The organism is Candidatus Poriferisocius sp. (assembly GCF_965204145.1).
Classification (GTDB): domain Bacteria; phylum Actinomycetota; class Acidimicrobiia; order Acidimicrobiales; family Bin134; genus Poriferisocius.
In genome coordinates this window covers 89,278-105,806 of sequence record NZ_OZ241977.1, presented here as the reverse complement: position 1 = coordinate 105,806, position 16,529 = coordinate 89,278, and the positions used below count along the sequence as shown (strand labels likewise).

The window sequence follows — 16,529 nt, the reverse complement described above, 5'->3', positions numbered from 1 at the left end:
TGCTCTTAATCGGGCGGCTCGAGCAGCCTCCCGCCAACAAAGCCCAGCGCCCGAGTAGCTCAGTCGGCAGAGCAGCTGTCTTGTAAACAGCAGGTCGCAGGTTCGATTCCTGTCTCGGGCTCAAATTGAATGCCTGCCGGTGTGAAGCTGCCTCGACACGTCAAAGCCACATAGCCTCGCAGTAGTTGTTGGAGAGGAGTTCCAGTGGCAGAGGAACCGGCCTGGTCGATCGGGATCGAGGAGGAGTACCTCCTTGTGGAGCGGGAGAGCGGCGCCCTGATCACCGAGCAGCCGCCCGGGATCCTGGAGAAGGTGGCCGACCTGCACCATGGTCTCGTCGCTCGGGAGCTGTTCAGCTCGCAGCTTGAGATCGGCACCGGCATCTGCACCGACTTCAAGCACCTGCGGGCCGACATCGGGCTTCTGCGCCTTGCCGTCACCGAGGCCGCCGCCGACTACGGGCTAGCCCCTATCGCGGCGTCATCCCACCCGTTCGCCAGCCCACACCAGCAGAAGGTGACCGAGGGAGAGCGCTACCAGGCCCTGGCTGACGATCTCCAAGGCGTGTCCCGGGGGCTGGTCATCTCCGGCCTGCACGTCCACGTCGGCATCGAAGACCCCGACCTGCGGGTGGACTTGATGAACCAGGTCACCTACTTCCTGCCCCACCTGCTGGCCCTTTCCACCTCGTCGCCGTTCTGGGAGGGCCGAAACACCGGCCTCAAGAGCTACCGCATGGCGGTGTTCCGGTCGCTGCCCCGCACTGGGCTGCCGGAGAAATTCGACTCGTGGGCCGAGTACCGGCGCCACGTGGACGTGCTGGTGAAGGCCGGGGTCATCGAGGACTCCACCAAGGTGTGGTGGGACATCCGCCCGTCGGAGCGCTACCCCACCCTGGAGATGCGAGTTACCGACCTGCCCACGAGGATGGAGGACACGGTGGCCGTGGCCGCCATGTACGTCTGTTTGCTGCGGATGCTGTGGAGGCTCAAAGTGGAGAACCGCCGGTGGCGCAGCTACGCCAACTTCCTCGTGTCGGAGAACCTGTGGCGGGCCGAGCGCTACGGAATCAGCGACCGCCTCATCGACTTCGGCAAGGGCGAAATGGTGCCGATGCCCGACCTGGTGGAGGAGATGATCGAACTGGTCCGCCCCGACGCCGAAGCCCTCGACTGCGTGAAAGAGGTGGAGCACGCCCGCACCATCTGCCAACGCGGCACCTCAGCCGACCGCCAACTAGCCGTATACAACGAGGCTCTCACCGAAGGCGCCACCGAAGCCGAAGCCCTCAACGCCGTAGCCCAAACCCTAATCACCGACACCCTCGCCCCACCCCAGCCCTAGCGGTCAGCCTGGCGGTGGCGGGCTACTTCGAAGGTGCCTATGGCTACGGCGGCGGCGGCGTTTAGGGAGGCTAGGTGTCCTTTCAGGGGGATGGCGGCTACTACGTCGCAGCGTTGGCGGGCTAGGCGGGACAGGCCTCGGCCTTCGCTGCCCACTACTAGGGCCACTGACTCGGCAGCCACGCTTATCTCGTATACCGAGGTGGGCGCGGCCACGTCTAGGCCCACCGTCCAAACCCCTAGCTCAGACAGGCGGGCCAGCGCGTTGGGGATGCCGGGCACCACCGCCATCGGTACGTGCTCGATGGCCCCCGCGGCCGCTTTGGCGGCGGCGGGGGTGATGTGGGCCGAGCGGTGGCGTCCCAGCACCGCCCCGGTGACCCCGGCGCACTCGGCGGTGCGCAGGGCGGCCCCCACGTTGCCCGGATCGGTGACACCGTCGATCACCAGCAAGAACGGGGGGCGGCCATCGGGGGGACGGGCCAACTCCTCCAGATCGTGCTCGGCTAGGGGGGCGGCCCGGGCGATTACGCCCTGAGGGGCCTCGGTGTTGGCCATCGACTCGAACTTGGAGCGGGCCACCTCTTTGACGGGCACCCGCAGCTCGGCGGCCAACTCCATCACTTGGGCCAACGCCCCGGTGGGGTTCTGCCCCGCGGCCACCACAACCTCGCGCACCGGGCGGGTGCCCGCCAGGAGCAGCTCTCGCACCGCTTGGCGGCCCTCCACCCGGTCGCCGCCCAAGCCGGCCTGTTGGCGGCGGCTGCGCTGATGGTCGCCTGGGGGTCGGCCCTTACCCTGGCTCCGGTTGGCGCCCCTGTTGGGGCCGCCGCCCCGACCTCGCCGGTTGCCGCCCCTCGGTCCTTGCGCGCTCACTGGCGCTCGATGAGGGCCACCGCCCAGCAGGCCAGGCCCTCGCCCCGCCCCAGCGCTCCCATTGCCTCGGCCCGCTTGCCCTTCACCATGACCGGGGCCCCGATCACCTCGCTGAGTCGGGCTTGCATCTCATCCCGCCGGGGGGCGATGCGGGGGGCCTCGGCCACCACCGTGCAGTCGGCGTTCACCACCCGCCAGCCGGCGTCGCCCAGCCGGGCCACGGCATCGGCCAGCAATCCAAGGCTGTCGGCACCGGCCCACTTGTCGTCAGTGTCGGGGAACAGCACACCGATATCGCCGAGCCCGGCCGCACTCAACAGGGCGTCCGTCACCGCATGGGCCACGGCGTCACCGTCGCTGTGGCCCACCAAGCCCGGTACGCCCTCGAACCGCACCCCGCCCAGGATCAAGGGCCGGTCGGGGTCGTCGCTGAACCGGTGGGTATCGAACCCGTGGCCGACTCGCATCTCCCCGCTCATGTCGCCAACCATGCCTCGGCGGCGGCCAAATCGTCGGGATGGGTGATCTTGATATTGCGGGGATGGCCCTCCACTGCAACTACGGCATGGCCGGCTGCCTCCACCAAGCTGGCATCGTCGGTGGCCTCGGCGGCGTCGGCATGGGCCATCCGCAGCAGTTCGGCCTGAAAGGCCTGCGGGGTCTGTACCGCTTGCAGCGTGCTGCGGTCCACCGCTCCCCCATCCACGCTGCGGATGGTATCGGTTACCGGCACCACCGGTACCGCCCCAGCCGCACCTGATCGCACCTCGTCGATGACTCTTTGGTACACATCGGCGCCAGCTAGCGGGCGGGCCGCGTCGTGGACGCAGACAATGGCCGCGTCGTGGGGCACCGCGGCCAACCCGTTGCGGACCGAGGCGGCCCGGCTCGGCCCTCCGGCCACCACCGTGGTGGCGGTCAAACGGGCTGATTCGGCGCTTACGTCATCGGCGGGAACCACCACGACCACCCCGTCGCTCACCTTGGCGGCCACAGCCACGCTGCGGTCCACCACTCGGGCGCCAGCCAGTTCCAGGTACTGCTTGGCGCCTCCGAAGCGGGTGCCCGAGCCCGCGGCCACAATGACCGTCCAAACCGAGAGCCGGTCCGTCATCGCCGGGCCTCTACTCGCTCAGGAACTCGATGACCCGAGCCCAGGCGTCGGCCGCATCATCGGGCCGGTGGGCGGGGCGGACCGGATCGTGGACAAAACCGTGATCGGCCCCCTCATAGGACACGACCACCGCACCGGCCGCCTCTAGGGCGGCCACGTCGTCGGGCGGCGTGAACGGATCTTCGGTGCCGATGATCGCTAAGAGCGGGCACGGCTCTCCTGCGGCCAGGTGCTCGAGCGGCTCCCCCTGGCCAGGGCCCTTCCAGTCGTCGGGTATTCGGATCATCCCGTAGAAGGCGGCCGACCGGTGGAACCGCCCGGTGGCTGCGGCCTTGATGGTGTACATGCCGCCCATGCAGAACCCGGTGAGCACCACCGTTTCGCACTCGGTGGCGTCGGCCGCAGCCAGCACGTCGGCCAGCACCTCGTCGTCCACCAGCTCGCGAACTGCGGCCATCCGCTCCTCGGCCACCAGGTGTTCTCGGCCGGCGAATACCTGGGGAGCGCATACCGTCCATCCCTGCTCAGCGGCCAAGCGGGCCACGTGGTCGTCGAACAGGGGCCGCAGCCCCATTAGGTCGGGGATCAGCACCAGTCCTCGCTCAGCCCCCTCCACCCGTACCAGCTCAGCCGCCGTTCCCGTCGACAACTCGATGCGCATGGCCCTTGTTTAGCCCACCGGCAGTGCGCGACAGGAGCAGAGATGGGAGCATTGGGGGCATGGCCCACCCGCATTTGGAGCTCACCGCCCGGCCCCGGCGCAACCGTCGCACCCCGGCCATTCGGGACATGGTGCGCGAGACCGAGCTCAGCCCGGCCCACTTTGTGCTGCCTCTGTTCGTACACCGGGGCCCCGACGAGGCAATCGACTCGATGCCCGGTGTGAACCGCTGGAGCGTCGAGGGGCTGGTGGGCGAGGTGGGGCGGGCCGCCGACCTGGGGGTCCAGGCCGTGGTGCTGTTCGAGGCCGCTCCCGATGATCTGAAGACCCCCACCGGCGACGAGGCCTGGAACCCCGACGGGCTGATCCCCCAGACCATCGGGGCCATCAAGTCCGCCCACCCCGACACGGTAGTGATGACCGACGTGGCCCTCGACCCTTACAACAGCGATGGCCATGACGGCATCGTGGCCCCCGACGGCACCATCGTGAACGACGAGACCGTGGACGTGCTGTGCCGCCAGTCCCTGACCCACGCCGACGCCGGGGCCGACATCGTGGCCCCCAGTGACATGATGGACGGCCGAGTGGGAGCCATACGGGAGACGCTCGACCACCACGGCCACACCGAGGTGGGCATCTGCGCCTACACCGCCAAGTACGCCTCGGCGTTCTTCGGGCCGTTCCGGGGCGCGCTCGACTCGGCTCCCCGCTCCGGCGACAAGAAGACCTACCAGATGGACCCGGGCAACAGCCGGGAGGCTCTGCGGGAGATGGAGCTGGACATCGCCGAGGGCGCCGACATGGTCATGGTCAAGCCGGCCGGGCCCTACCTCGACGTGGTGAGGCGCTTCGCCGAGGTCTCGGTGGTGCCGGTGGCCGCCTACCAGGTGAGCGGCGAGTACCTCATGGTCAAGGCGGCTGCGGCATCGGGTTGGCTAGACGAACAGGCCATCATCACCGAGACCCTCACCGGGATCCGCCGCGCCGGCGCCGACGTCATCCTCACCTACTTTGCGACGCAGGCTGCCGAACTGCTGAGCTGACGTACTTCGCCGTCCAGACAGCCCAGCTACTGGGCTAAGAACGCGGTCGGCGGCGGAAGAAGTCGGAGAAGCTGGTCACTACGGCGTGGCCGGGTGCCTCGCCTGCTTTGGGACGGGCATCAGCCAACAGCGCAGTAGACATGCCCAGCGCCTGGGCGGCGTCGAGATGCTCGGCCACCACATCCACTAGCAGCGAGTTCTCGTAGGGCACCGACGTGGTGCGGCGCAATGCCTCGTAGATACCGGGCCCGGGCATGCACACCCCCACATCGCTGCTCACGATCCAGGTGTCCACGCCCTCCATACCGAGCCGATCCCGCAGAGCCGACGACCACGGGGAGATGTCGTTGGTGAGACAGGCCACCGGCAGATCGCGGCGGGTCATCTCGGTCACAAAGTCCCGGGCGCCAGAGCGCACCGTGTACTGGTCCAAGAACTGCTCGGTGAGCTCGGCGGGATCGTCGTCCAAACCAAGCCCAGACCAGAGCTCTCCCGGGGTGATCCGGCCCAATACCGCCTGGTGGTGGAGCTGCTCCACTTCCTCGTCGTCCCTTTCAATGCCGCGCTCGGCCGCAAAAGAAGCCAGCAGCTTGGCCGGCTCGTCGGCCGGCTCGAACAGCACACCGAGCGGGTTCAACACCACCATCCGCAACCGTTTGGGCGGGGGCTGCGCCGGAGCGGAACCGGTGGTCCGGGCCAGGGTCTCCTGAGTCACCGTCGGGTCGATGCTGCGGTCGCGGGCCCGGCGCTCCAACAGGTAGCCGGCCACGGCGATCAGCACCGAGAGGCCCACCAGAGCGAATGCCAGCCAGGCCACCCATCGGAGGACCACCGCCGTTCCGCTCTCATCTTGGGCGGTCATCTCAAGGCGCGTCGCCCGGTCTCCCCCGAACTCCAGGATTTCCTCCCGCTCGGGACCCACCGGCAAGTCCAGCACCACCCGCATGGTGACCCCTTCCAAGGCGCTCTCCAAGTCGGGGGTCGGCTCGCCGAAGGGTTCGCCGCCCAGGCGATCAGTGAGCTCGGGGTCGGTGAACAGGTCCATGCCGTCCGACAGATCGACCACCCCGGTCACGCGATAGTCGATCTTGGCGAATGAGGTGTCGCGCTCAAAGGTGAAGTCCCGGAACACGTCGTCAGAGATGAAGATCTCGGCCAGCACCAACTCGAGCTGCTCGGGAGAGCCGAAGGGCTTGGATGCGGAGAAGCTGGTGCGGCCCTGCTCGTCGATTCGGGGCTCGTTGTACGACCACCCCGATGCCGGATTCTCGATGTCGTCGGTCAACAGCAGCGAGGTGATGTCGGGGTTCAGCGCCATGGCCTGCTCGTCCAGCGCCACGTCAACCGTGACCACCCCGGAGCCGTCCTCGTTGAAGCCGATGCCCACCTCGATGTCGATCTGACAGGCGGTCAGCCCCAGAAGCAGCACAAGAAGGAGCGCCCCCCTCTTGGCCATTGCAGACACGCCAGCCCGTTGCCTCGCGGCCCCCCTTCGAACCCACACGGGCATGTCGATTATGCGCCGGCCAGTTCTTCCACCGGGGGCGGTTCGAAACCCTCGATCGCTCGGAAGCAGATCCGCTCGGAGCCGGGTTCGTCGGGGTCGTCCTCTGCGTCCACCAGAATCGTCTCGCCGGCTCGGAACTCCTTCCACAGAAGCCGCTCCGACAGCGGATCCTCCACCAGCCGCTGAAGGGCCCGGCGCAGCGGGCGAGCCCCCAACGTGGGGTCGTAGCCCCGCAGGGCCAGCAACACCTTGGCGGATTCGGTGAGCTCCAGCCCGATGCCCTGAGCCTCAAGCTGGTCTTGCAACCGCTTGATCATCAAATCCACGATCCGGGTCACCTCTTCGCGGGTCAGCTCGTGGAACACGATGACCTCGTCGATGCGATTCAAGAACTCGGGGCGGAAGTGGTCCTTGAGGGCGTCGGTGACCTTCTCCTTCATGCGCTCGTAGGTGATGGCCTCGTCAGCCTTGGTGAACCCCAGGTTGGCCTTGCGCAGGTTCTGGGTGCCCAGGTTGGAGGTCATGATCAAAACGGTGTTGCGGAAGTCCACCGACCGGCCCTGGCTGTCGGTCAGGCGACCCTCCTCCAAAATTTGCAGGAGGGTGTTGAACACGTCGGGATGGGCTTTTTCGATCTCGTCAAACAGGACGACCGAGAACGGCTTGCGGCGCACCGCCTCGGTGAGCTGCCCGCCCTCCTCGTAGCCGACGTAGCCCGGCGGCGAGCCCACTAGGCGGCTGACGGTGTGCTTCTCCATGTACTCGGACATGTCCAGGGCGATGAGGGCCTGCTCGTCGCCGAACAGGAACTCGGCCAGCGTCTTGGCCAGCTCGGTCTTGCCCACTCCCGACGGGCCCAGGAAGATGAACGACCCGCTGGGCCGCTTGGGGTCTTTGAGCCCGGCCCGGGTGCGGCGGATGGCCTGCGACACCGCCTTGATGGAGTCCTCCTGGCCGACAACCCGCTTGTGCAGCTCGTCTTCCATGCGCAGGAGCTTGGCCGTCTCCTCCTCGGTGAGCTTGTAGACGGGGATGCCGGTCCAGATGGACAGCACCTCGGCCACCGCCTCCTCGTCCACCTCGTCGAACAGGTCCACGCCTTTGGCCCGGATCTCCTCCTCCATCTGCTCTTTGCCGGCCAGCAGCTCCTTTTCCTGGTCCCGCAGCCGTCCGGCCTCTTCGAAGTCCTGCTGCTCCACCGCGCTCTTCTTCTGGGCCATGACCTGGGAGAGCTGCGTCTCGAAGTCCTTGTAGTCGGTCGGAGTGTCCATCCGCTTGATGCGCAGGCGGGACCCAGCCTCGTCGATGAGGTCGATGGCCTTGTCGGGCAGATGGCGGTCGGAGATGTAGCGGTCGGCCAGGTTGGCCGACGCCACCAGCGCCTGGTCGGTGATGGTGACCCGGTGGTGGGCCTCGTAGCGGTCTCTCAGGCCCTTGAGAATCTCGATGGTGTGGGCGATGGTGGGCTCTTCCACCTTCACGGGCTGGAATCGGCGCTCGAGCGCAGAGTCCTTCTCCAAGTGCTTGCGGTACTCGTCGAGGGTGGTGGCCCCGATGGTCTGAAGCTCGCCCCGGGCCAGCATGGGCTTGAGGATCGACGCAGCGTCGATGGCGCCCTCGGCCGCGCCCGCACCCACCAGGGTGTGCAGCTCGTCGATGAACAAGATGATGTCGCCCCGGGTCTTGATCTCCTTGAGCACCTTCTTGAGGCGCTCCTCGAAATCGCCCCGGTAGCGCGATCCGGCCACCAGCGCGCCCAAGTCGAGGGTGTAGAGCTGCTTGTTGCGGATGGTCTCGGGCACGTCGTCGGCCGCGATCTTCTGGGCCAGGCCCTCCACAATGGCGGTCTTGCCCACACCGGGCTCGCCCACCAGCACCGGGTTGTTCTTGGTGCGCCGCGACAGCACCTGCATGACCCGCTCGGTCTCCCGCTGCCGGCCGATCACCGGGTCGAGCCCGCTGTCTTTGGCCAGCTTGGTGAGGTTGCGGCCGAACTGGTCGAGCACCAGCGAACCTGATCCCGTCTCGCCGCGGTCGCCGGGAGAAGTGGTGGCCTTATCCGGCGATCCCGAGCCCTGGGGGCCGCCATAACCCGACAAGAGCTGGATCACCTGCTGGCGGACCCGGGACAGGTCGGCCCCCAGCTTGACCAGCACCTGGGCGGCCACGCCCTCGCCCTCTCGGATCAGGCCCAACAGAATGTGCTCGGTGCCGATGTAGTTGTGGCCGAGCTGCAACGCCTCCCGCAGCGACAACTCCAGCACTTTCTTGGCCCGGGGGGTGAACGGGATGTGGCCTGACGGGGACGACCCGCCCTGGCCGATGATCTCCTCCACCTGGTTGCGCACCGCTTCCAGGGAAATGCCCAGCGACTCCAGCGACTTGGCCGCCACTCCTTCGCCCTCATGGATGAGGCCCAGCAGGATGTGCTCGGTGCCGATGTAGTTGTGGTGGAGCAGGCGCGCCTCTTCCTGGGCCAGCACAACGACACGGCGAGCACGATCTGTGAATCTCTCGAACACGGCAATCTCCCGATAGGGGTTCAACTCTGAGTGTAACCACCCCACCCCCCCATTTCGTTCCCGTAGCCCCAACCGAACCTGGGATCGGGGCTGCCGATAAGGCCTCAACCGGCGTTGGGTGGGGGAATTTGGGGATGGTGCCACTACGCTGACGGGCGTGGCTCGCAGCCCCCTCGATCTGATTCCCTCCATGGCGCGCGACCTCGACCGGCTGGAGTTGCGGCTGGAGGACTCGGTGAAAACCCAGGACCCCTTCCTCACCGAGGTGGCCGGTCACTTGATCCAGGCCGGGGGCAAGCGGGTGCGGCCGGGATTCGTGATCGCATCGGCGGCCATCTCCCAGGCTGATCCGGCGCCGGCCGAAGAAGACGTGATCACCGGCGGCGTGGCGGTGGAGCTGGTTCATCTGGGGTCGCTGTACCACGACGACGTGATGGACGAGGCCCAGGTGCGGCGCAACGTGGCCAGCGTGAACGCCAAGTGGGGCAACCTGCGGGCCATTCTGGCCGGGGATTTCTTGCTGGCCCGGGCATCGGAACTTGCGGCATCGCTGGGTACCGAGGTGGCCGGGCTGCTGGCCGCCACCATCGGGCGGCTGTGTGAGGGCCAAGTTCGGGAGTTGCAAGACACCGGCAACCCCGACCGCACCGAAACCTCCTACACCGACTCCATCGAGGGCAAGACCGCCTCATTGCTGGCCACCTCGTGCCGCATCGGTGGCCTGGTGGCCGGATTGGACCGCCCGACGATCGACACCCTCACCGAGTTCGGCCGGTTCTACGGCCTGGCCTTCCAGGTGGTGGACGACATTTTGGACATCGTGGCCACCGACGAGCACCTAGGGAAGCCGTCGGGCAACGACCTGCACGAGGGCATCTACACCCTGCCGGTGATCCGAGCGCTGAAGAGCGACTGCGGCCCGCAGCTTCTCGAGCTGCTGGGTGCCACGGTGTCAGATTCCACCGTCCGCTCGGCCCTGCAACTGGTGCGGACCAGCGGCGGCGTGGAAGAGGCTCTAGACGTGGCCAATGACTACGTCAACCAAGCCTCAGCCAGCCTGGAGTCGCTGCCTCCCACCACTGCGACCGCCGCCTTGCAGGTGGCCACCGACCACCTCATCGACCGAGCCCGCATCCCCCTTGGCGACCGCTAGGCCGCGGGCAGCCGCAGGAGCTGTTTAACTCTCTGGAGGCGCGGGGCGCTCCGGGGGTTCGGGGCGGAGGGTGGGGAACAGGATCACGTCGCGGATGCTGGGGACGTCGGCCAGCAGCATGGCCAGGCGGTCCATGCCCACCCCGAGACCGCCGGTGGGGGGCAGGCCGAACTCCAGGGCCCGCAGGTAGTCCCAGTCCACCGCCATGGCCTCGGCGTCGCCCGCATCCCGATCAGCCGCCTGGTCTTCGAAGCGGGCCCGCTGCTCTTCGGGGTCGGTCAGCTCGCTGAAGGCGTTGGCCAGCTCCCGGCCGGCCACGATGGCCTCGAAGCGCTCCACCCAGCCGGGGTGGTCGCGGTGCTCCCGGGCCAGCGGGGACACCTCCTTGGGGTAGTCGCACACGAACACCGGGCCCCACAACTCGGCCTCGGTGGTCTTCTCGTACAGCTCCAACAGCAGCTTCCCCGGCCCCCAGCGATCCTCCACCGGGATCTCCCGGTCGGCGCAGTGCGACCGCAGCTCGGCCAGAGGGGTGTCGAGGTCCACGTCCAAGCCGCTGTGGGCGGCCAGCAGGTCGACGAACCGGGAGCGGGGCCACGGCGGGGTCAGGTCCAATTCCCGGCCGCCGTAGCTGATCTTGGTGGTGCCCTTCAGCTCCTGAGCCAGGTGGGCCACCAGCTGTTCGACCAGCTCCATGATGTCGCCGTAGTCGGCGTAGGCCCAGTACAGCTCCAGCATGGTGAACTCGGGATTGTGGCGGGTGGAGATCCCCTCGTTGCGGAACACTCGGGCAATCTCATACACCCGCTCCAAACCGCCCACCACCAGCCGCTTCAGGTACAGCTCGGGGGCGATCCGCAAGAACAGCTCCATATCCAGCGCGTTGTGGTGGGTGCTGAACGGCCGGGCCAGCGCGCCGCCGGGCACCGGGTGGAACACCGGCGTCTCCACCTCGACGAAATCCCGATCCTCCAGCCAGCGGCGGGTGAGCGACATCATCTCCGAGCGCAGTCGGAAGGTCTGGCGGGCCTCCTCGGTCACCCACAGGTCCACATAGCGCTGGCGGAACCGGATGTCGGGGTCCGACAGCCCGTGCCACTTGTCGGGAAAGCTCCGCCGGGCCTCGGCCAGCAGATCCCACTCCTCCACCTTCACCGACAGCTCCCCTTTGCGGGTCTTCATCACCTCGCCGCTCACGCCGACCCAATCCCCCAGAGACAAAGCGCAGAACCCGTCGTAGTCGGGTGTGACCTTGGCGGGGGCAAAAAGCTGGATGCGCCCGGTGGCGTCTTGGAGGGTGGCGAACGCCAGTTTGCCCTGCACTCGGCGCAGCATGATCCGCCCCGCCACCGACACCGTCTGGCCGGTCTCGGTGCCGGCCTCAATGTCGCCGTGGCGCTGGTGGCAGTCGGCGGCGGAGGCAGTGGCCTCGAACCGATAGGGCGTGCTCACTGGTCGGCCTACTGGTTGCGGCCGTGGACCAGCCACAGGCCGTGGAGGGTCAGGTAGGGCTCGACGTACTGGATGGTGTCCGACAGCGGGGCAATGAGGTGGGCCAGCCCGCCGGTGGCGATCACGACCGCCTCGCCAGCCAGATCCTTGGCGAATCGGGTCACCATGCCGTCGATCTGGGCGACGAACCCGTAGATGACCCCCGATTGAATCGACTCCATCGTGGTCTTGCCGATCACACTGCGGGGCTCGGTGAGCGCCACCGGGCCCAAGGCGGCCGCTCGGCCCACCATGGCTTCCAGGCTGACCTCGATGCCCGGCGCGATGGCCCCGCCCAAGAACTCGCCGGCCTCGGAGACCACGTCGAAGTTGTTGGTGGTTCCGAAATCGACAATCACCGCGGGACCGCCGTAGAGGTGATGGGCGGCCACCGCATTGGCGATTCGGTCGGCACCCACCTCGCGGGGGTTGTCATACAGGATGGGAATACCGCTGCGGGTGCCGGGCTCGATTACCACCGGGTCGAAGTCGAGGTAGCGCTGCACCATCATCCGCACGCTCTCCCGGATCTGGGGCACCCCGGAGCACACCGCCACCCCGGTCAATTCGTCCTCCATGGCCACGTCCACGCTGTCCAAGAGGCTGCGCAGCAGCACCGCGACCTCGTCGGGGGTGCGCTCGTGCACGGTAGACAGCCGCCAGTGCTCGATCAGGCCGTCTTCGGCCCGGCAATCCTCAGCACGCTCGGCTTCATAGAGACCGACCACGGTCTGGGTGTTGCCGATGTCGAGGGCTAACAGCATAGGAACCCTTGTTTACTCCTCTTCTGCGTTGACCGGAACATTGCCAAAGTCGAGCCCGATGTCAAGCACCGGAGCCGAGTTGGTGATGCGGCCCACCGAGATGAAGTCCACGCCGGTGGCTGCGTACTCGGCCACCGTCTCCAGTGTGATACCGCCGCTCACCTCCAGGAGGCAGTCATGTCCTGCGGCCCGGGCCACGCAGGCCTGCACCCCATCGGGAGTCATATTGTCCAGCAGCAGGGCATCTGCCCCCGCAGCCAATGCCTCTTCGACCTGCTCGATGCGGTCGCACTCCACATAGACGATGCGATCCGGCCAGCTTCTGCGAGCGGCCGTCACCCCGTCGGCGATGGACATCCCCGCCAAGTGGTTGTCCTTGAACATGACCCATTCCGACAGCCCCATCCGGTGGTTGTCGCCCCCGCCGGCCCGAACCGCGGCCTTCTCCAACACCCGCAGACCGGGCGTCGTCTTGCGGGTGTCCCGGATGCGGGCGCGGCCCACACCGGCCGACGCCGCGGCCGCAACGTACCGGGATACCTCGGTGGCGATACCCGACAGGTGGCTCAAGAAGTTCAATGCGGTGCGCTCCGCGGTCAGCACCGAGGCCCGGGGCCCGGCAACCACGGCCAACCGCTGACCAGGGGCCACCGGGTCGCCATCGGCGGCATGCCACTCCACCGTCACCGAGGGATCCACCTGCCGGAACACCTCGGTGGCACAGGCCCGCCCCGCCAAACGACCAGAGTCTCGAGCGGTGATCTCCGCGGTGATGTCTCCAGGGGGGACAAGAGACGACGTGAGATCGCCCAGTGGCCCCACATCTTCGGCCAAGGCCAGCTCGACCGCGGCCTGCACCTCCTGCATTGGAGGGTCAAAGCCGGTCACAGTCAACTCCGACGTTATCGATGAGGCGGGCTCGGCCCACCTGGGCGGCCACCAACAGACGCAGCTCGCCATCCAGCACATCGGGTCGATCCAGCGTGATTGCGTCGACTACCGCGGCATAGTCGGGGGACGCCTTGGGCTCAGCGGCCAGCACCGCGGCCATCACCGCCTCCACCTCGTCGGGGTCGCGGCTGCCCTGCACCACCGCCTCCCGCCCGGCTTGGAGCGACCGCCACAGCACGGTGGCTGCCGGCCTCTCATCGGGCGACAAATAGACGTTGCGACTGGACATGGCCAGGCCGTCGGGCTCCCGAAAAGTAGGACAGCCCACCACCTCCACCGGCAAAGACAAATCGGCGGTCATTCGACGGATAATCGCCAGCTGCTGGTAGTCCTTCTCCCCAAAATAGGCCCGACCCGGCCCCAGCAACGCGAACAGCTTGGCCACCACGGTGGTGACGCCATCGAAGTGGGTGGGTCGGAACCGGCCCTCGAGCACGGCGTTGAGCCCCTTGACCGTCACGGCGGTGACCGGAGTCTGCGGATACATCTCCTCGGTGGGTGGAGCAAAGATCAGCCCAGCCCCCGCGGCCGTGCACATCTCCCGATCCCGATCCAGATCCCGGGGGTAGGTCCCGTAGTCCTCTCCCTCAGCGAATTGAAGGGGGTTGACGAAGATGCTCACCACGGTCAGGTCGTTCTCGCTCGCCGAGCGGGTCACCAGCGATTGGTGGCCTTCGTGGAGATAGCCCATGGTGGGCACCAAGCCGACTGAGCCGCCGTCGCGACGGGCAGCATCCAGCGCGGCCCGCAGCTCAGACACCTGTTCGACCATGGGAATACCGGTGACGGCACTCACGAAATGCCCTCGCTCGCTGGAGGGACAAGCTCATCCCAGTCGCCCAGCCTGCGGCAATCGCCATTCGCGGGATCGGACCACCCCTCGGCCAGGTCGGGAGCCAACTCGCCTAGCGGCACCATCACAAATGCCCGTTCGAACATACGGGGATGGGGCACCACCAAATCGGGCTCGTCCACCGTTTCTCCGTCCACCCACAGCACATCGACATCCAGCGTACGGGGGCCCCAGCGGACGTCTCGCACCCGCTCGGCGGCCGCCTCCAGCATCTGGCAAAGCTCCAATAGGTCGCGGGCCGACCGACTGGTGTCCAGTTCGGCGACCACGTTCAGGTATCGGCCCTGATCGGGACCTCCCACCGGGTCGGTTTCGTATATCCCAGAAACCGCGACGCAGTCGTCCATGGCGGCCACTGCGTCTTTGAGGTAACCCATGCGGTCGCCCAAGTTGGACCCCAAGCCAAGAAAAGCCCTGGTCATTGCCGGTGGCGAGTGATGCGAACGCCGCTGGTCGAAAGCTGCTGGGGCACCGGTGGGCGGAGCTTGCGAACCTCCACGGTTACCCACTCCACCCGTTGATCTGCGAGCAAGCACGTCTCAGCCACCCGCTGGGCCATGGTCTCCATCAGAGTGAACTGCTCGCCCTCGGCTGCCGCAGCAACGTCGGCGCACACCCTTCCGTAGTCGACGGTGTCGCCCAAGTCGTCGGAATGCCCCGACGGCTCCAGATCCGTTCCGATGTCCACATCCAGCTCGAACGGCTGCGCCCGGTCCCTTTCCTCGGGAAGCGCCCCGCACAGGGCCATGACCCGAAGGCCCCGAAGCAGTACGCGGTCCTCAGTCATCTGCGGGAGTCTCCTCTGACTGTTCCCCGTGCTCATCGAGCTCTTCGACCAGGGAGAGCTGCACTTCTGGCTCGGGGAGCGCCGCGGCCGCGTTCACGATGCGACGCCCCACCGAGCCGATAGGGCGCTCGGTCATCTTCTCCACTACCACTACCGCCTGCGACTCGCTGGGAACCATCCCCGTCCACACCAGATAACCGGCCATGAACCCGCACACCTCGTCGCCCAGACCCCGGCGGTGGACCAGCAGCTTCTCCCCCTTGGCCAACAGCAGCTGCAACTCCGTGAACAGCGGGCCGAGTCGGGTGGTGTAATCCTCGTTGTCGGCGATTGGCCAGTGACTCCAGGCGATGTTCTGCTCGCTGTAGTTGTGGAGGTTGTGGGTGGACGGGATCAATGACACGACCCGGGTAAATCCCTGCTGGCGAATCCAGTTGATCTCCTCGGTGCGCCGAACCCGACGGTGGCTCTCCCCTCGCCCTCCCGGGCGCTCGCAGATCGCCAGTCGATCCTTCATGATCCAGTAGAAGTTGCGCGGGCAGATGCCCGCCGCCCACTTGCCCTTCATGTTGCGACCGCCCTCATGGCCCCCACTTGCCCTTCATGCCGCCACCACTTTCATAGCCCCCACAGTGGCCGCCACATCGTGGGCTCGGACAACCGCTGCTCCCTGGGCGTACGCCCAGGCCGCCGCGGCCAGCGACCCCTCAAGCCGGTCATCGGTCGGGACCTCTTGGTGGGCGCCACCGTCACTTCGGGAATGAAGCTCCCCTATGAAGCGCTTGCGGCTGACCCCCACCACCACCGGTGCTCCTCCCGCGGTGAGGTGCCGCAAGTTGGCCAGCAGCTCCAGGTTGTGGTCGGTGGTCTTCCCGAAGCCGATTCCCGGATCGATCCACACCTCCGGTACTCCGGCGGCCATTCCCCGCTCGGCAGCCTGAGCGAGGTAGCCGCCCACCTCGGCAACCACGTCTTCATAACGGGGGGCGACCTGCATGGTGCCGGGAGTGCCCTGGCGGTGGACGGCGATCCAGGTCACTTCCAACTCCGCGGCCACCTCGTGCATCGACGCTGAGACGTCGTTGAGGATATCGGCGCCCGCAGCCACTGCGGCCCGGGCCACTTCGGGCTTGGTGGTGTCGATGGAGACCCGTCCATGGGGGACCAAGCCAGCCACCACGTCCACCACCCGAGCCAGCTCTTCGGCCACCGGCACCGGTTCAGCTCCCGGACGGGTGGACTCACCGCCCACGTCCACCACAGCGGCGCCCTCGTCGAAAAGCTGGCGGCCTCGGGCCACCGCCGCTTCGGGCGTCGAGAACCGGGCACCATCGGAAAACGAGTCGGGAGTCACGTTGACGACGCCCATGACCATTGGACCCGCTTTCTGTGACTCCACCGTTTCAGAGTACCCCTGTGTCTGGGGGCGGCCCTATGCGAATAGCCTTCTCCGGTGCCTCA

17 protein-coding genes and 1 tRNA gene are annotated in these 16,529 nt (G+C 67.3%); 4 read left to right on the top strand and 14 right to left on the bottom strand.

The features are described 5' to 3' along the window. The first annotated feature begins 48 nt into the window (after nucleotides 1-48). Nucleotides 49-121: transfer RNA gene (locus ACOGI7_RS00410), tRNA-Thr, on the top strand. Nucleotides 122-204: 83 nt separating this feature from the next. Continuing rightward, nucleotides 205-1,344, top strand: coding sequence for a carboxylate-amine ligase (locus ACOGI7_RS00405; protein WP_419849954.1), 1,140 nt, complete (start codon nucleotides 205-207; stop codon nucleotides 1,342-1,344). Here the strand turns inward: ACOGI7_RS00405 and rlmB are convergent. From rlmB to ACOGI7_RS00385, 4 genes are read right to left on the bottom strand one after another with little or no spacing between them, the layout of a single operon-like run. After that, nucleotides 1,341-2,219, bottom strand: a complete 879-nt coding sequence (gene rlmB, locus ACOGI7_RS00400) for a 23S rRNA (guanosine(2251)-2'-O)-methyltransferase RlmB (protein WP_419849953.1) — start codon at nucleotides 2,217-2,219, stop codon at nucleotides 1,341-1,343. The two genes, ACOGI7_RS00405 and rlmB, sit on opposite strands and share 4 nt — an antisense overlap. Beyond that, entirely contained in the window at nucleotides 2,216-2,686 is a 471-nt protein-coding gene (gene ispF / locus ACOGI7_RS00395; RefSeq protein ID WP_419851536.1) for a 2-C-methyl-D-erythritol 2,4-cyclodiphosphate synthase, read from the bottom strand. The genes rlmB and ispF overlap by 4 nt, the downstream gene beginning before the upstream one ends. An 8-nt stretch (nucleotides 2,687-2,694) precedes the next feature. Next, the gene (ispD, locus tag ACOGI7_RS00390) at nucleotides 2,695-3,333 is read right to left on the bottom strand and encodes a 2-C-methyl-D-erythritol 4-phosphate cytidylyltransferase (RefSeq protein ID WP_419849952.1); all 639 of its coding nucleotides are present in this window, start codon (nucleotides 3,331-3,333) and stop codon (nucleotides 2,695-2,697) included. Nucleotides 3,334-3,343: 10 nt separating this feature from the next. Next, entirely contained in the window at nucleotides 3,344-3,994 is a 651-nt protein-coding gene (locus ACOGI7_RS00385; RefSeq protein ID WP_419849951.1) for a dienelactone hydrolase family protein, read from the bottom strand. Nucleotides 3,995-4,053: 59 nt separating this feature from the next. Here ACOGI7_RS00385 and hemB point away from each other — a divergent pair, with 59 nt between their 5' ends. After that, nucleotides 4,054-5,040: a porphobilinogen synthase gene (gene hemB / locus ACOGI7_RS00380; protein ID WP_419849950.1), complete on the top strand. Its 987-nt coding sequence runs from the start codon at nucleotides 4,054-4,056 to the stop codon at nucleotides 5,038-5,040. A gap of 34 nt (nucleotides 5,041-5,074) precedes the next feature. Here the strand turns inward: hemB and ACOGI7_RS00375 are convergent, their stop codons facing one another. Both ACOGI7_RS00375 and ACOGI7_RS00370 read right to left on the bottom strand, forming a co-directional pair. Next, a complete protein-coding gene (locus tag ACOGI7_RS00375; protein WP_419849949.1) occupies nucleotides 5,075-6,496 on the bottom strand; it encodes a hypothetical protein in 1,422 nt (473 codons plus the stop codon). Nucleotides 6,497-6,555: 59 nt separating this feature from the next. Then, nucleotides 6,556-9,069, bottom strand: a complete 2,514-nt coding sequence (locus tag ACOGI7_RS00370) for an ATP-dependent Clp protease ATP-binding subunit (protein WP_419849948.1) — start codon at nucleotides 9,067-9,069, stop codon at nucleotides 6,556-6,558. A 157-nt stretch (nucleotides 9,070-9,226) separates the two neighbouring features. Between ACOGI7_RS00370 and ACOGI7_RS00365 the strand changes: the two genes are divergently transcribed. Continuing rightward, on the top strand, nucleotides 9,227-10,222 hold the full coding sequence (locus ACOGI7_RS00365) for a polyprenyl synthetase family protein (RefSeq protein WP_419849947.1): 996 nt from the start codon (nucleotides 9,227-9,229) through the stop codon (nucleotides 10,220-10,222). Nucleotides 10,223-10,246: 24 nt separating this feature from the next. Here the strand turns inward: ACOGI7_RS00365 and lysS are convergent, their stop codons facing one another. Genes lysS through folP form a run of 8 tightly spaced genes read right to left on the bottom strand, consistent with a single transcriptional unit; the run spans nucleotide 10,247 to nucleotide 16,467 of the window. Next, nucleotides 10,247-11,674 carry a lysine--tRNA ligase gene (gene lysS / locus ACOGI7_RS00360; protein WP_419849946.1) on the bottom strand — a complete coding sequence of 476 codons (1,428 nt, stop codon included), beginning with the start codon at nucleotides 11,672-11,674 and terminating at the stop codon, nucleotides 10,247-10,249. 8 nt (nucleotides 11,675-11,682) lie between these two features. Continuing rightward, nucleotides 11,683-12,477: a type III pantothenate kinase gene (locus tag ACOGI7_RS00355; protein ID WP_419849945.1), complete on the bottom strand. Its 795-nt coding sequence runs from the start codon at nucleotides 12,475-12,477 to the stop codon at nucleotides 11,683-11,685. A gap of 12 nt (nucleotides 12,478-12,489) precedes the next feature. Continuing rightward, on the bottom strand, nucleotides 12,490-13,365 hold the full coding sequence (gene nadC / locus ACOGI7_RS00350; RefSeq protein ID WP_419849944.1) for a carboxylating nicotinate-nucleotide diphosphorylase: 876 nt from the start codon (nucleotides 13,363-13,365) through the stop codon (nucleotides 12,490-12,492). Continuing rightward, nucleotides 13,352-14,224, bottom strand: a complete 873-nt coding sequence (panC, locus tag ACOGI7_RS00345; RefSeq protein WP_419849943.1) for a pantoate--beta-alanine ligase — start codon at nucleotides 14,222-14,224, stop codon at nucleotides 13,352-13,354. Before panC ends, nadC begins: the two co-directional genes overlap by 14 nt. After that, nucleotides 14,221-14,703, bottom strand: a complete 483-nt coding sequence (gene folK, locus ACOGI7_RS00340; protein WP_419849942.1) for a 2-amino-4-hydroxy-6-hydroxymethyldihydropteridine diphosphokinase — start codon at nucleotides 14,701-14,703, stop codon at nucleotides 14,221-14,223. The genes panC and folK overlap by 4 nt, the downstream gene beginning before the upstream one ends. After that, on the bottom strand, nucleotides 14,700-15,068 hold the full coding sequence (gene folB / locus ACOGI7_RS00335; protein ID WP_419849941.1) for a dihydroneopterin aldolase: 369 nt from the start codon (nucleotides 15,066-15,068) through the stop codon (nucleotides 14,700-14,702). The genes folK and folB overlap by 4 nt, the downstream gene beginning before the upstream one ends. Continuing rightward, nucleotides 15,061-15,636, bottom strand: a complete 576-nt coding sequence (locus ACOGI7_RS00330; protein WP_419849940.1) for a hypothetical protein — start codon at nucleotides 15,634-15,636, stop codon at nucleotides 15,061-15,063. Before ACOGI7_RS00330 ends, folB begins: the two co-directional genes overlap by 8 nt. A gap of 33 nt (nucleotides 15,637-15,669) precedes the next feature. Further along, the gene (gene folP, locus ACOGI7_RS00325) at nucleotides 15,670-16,467 is read right to left on the bottom strand and encodes a dihydropteroate synthase (protein ID WP_419849939.1); all 798 of its coding nucleotides are present in this window, start codon (nucleotides 16,465-16,467) and stop codon (nucleotides 15,670-15,672) included. Nucleotides 16,468-16,529: the final 62 nt, after the last annotated feature.

What these genes read in the sequence shown, in the direction of transcription:
- ispF (WP_419851536.1), bottom strand. Translation starts at nt 2,686, where the DNA reads ATGCGAGTCGGCCACGGGTTCGATACCCACCGGTTCAGCGACGACCCC.
- ispD (WP_419849952.1), bottom strand. Translation starts at nt 3,333, where the DNA reads ATGACGGACCGGCTCTCGGTTTGGACGGTCATTGTGGCCGCGGGCTCG.
- ACOGI7_RS00385 (WP_419849951.1), bottom strand. Translation starts at nt 3,994, where the DNA reads ATGCGCATCGAGTTGTCGACGGGAACGGCGGCTGAGCTGGTACGGGTG.
- hemB (WP_419849950.1), top strand. Translation starts at nt 4,054, where the DNA reads ATGGCCCACCCGCATTTGGAGCTCACCGCCCGGCCCCGGCGCAACCGT.
- ACOGI7_RS00375 (WP_419849949.1), bottom strand. Translation starts at nt 6,496, where the DNA reads ATGGCCAAGAGGGGGGCGCTCCTTCTTGTGCTGCTTCTGGGGCTGACC.
- ACOGI7_RS00355 (WP_419849945.1), bottom strand. Translation starts at nt 12,477, where the DNA reads ATGCTGTTAGCCCTCGACATCGGCAACACCCAGACCGTGGTCGGTCTC.
- folK (WP_419849942.1), bottom strand. Translation starts at nt 14,703, where the DNA reads ATGACCAGGGCTTTTCTTGGCTTGGGGTCCAACTTGGGCGACCGCATG.
- folB (WP_419849941.1), bottom strand. Translation starts at nt 15,068, where the DNA reads ATGACTGAGGACCGCGTACTGCTTCGGGGCCTTCGGGTCATGGCCCTG.
- ACOGI7_RS00330 (WP_419849940.1), bottom strand. Translation starts at nt 15,636, where the DNA reads ATGAAGGGCAAGTGGGCGGCGGGCATCTGCCCGCGCAACTTCTACTGG.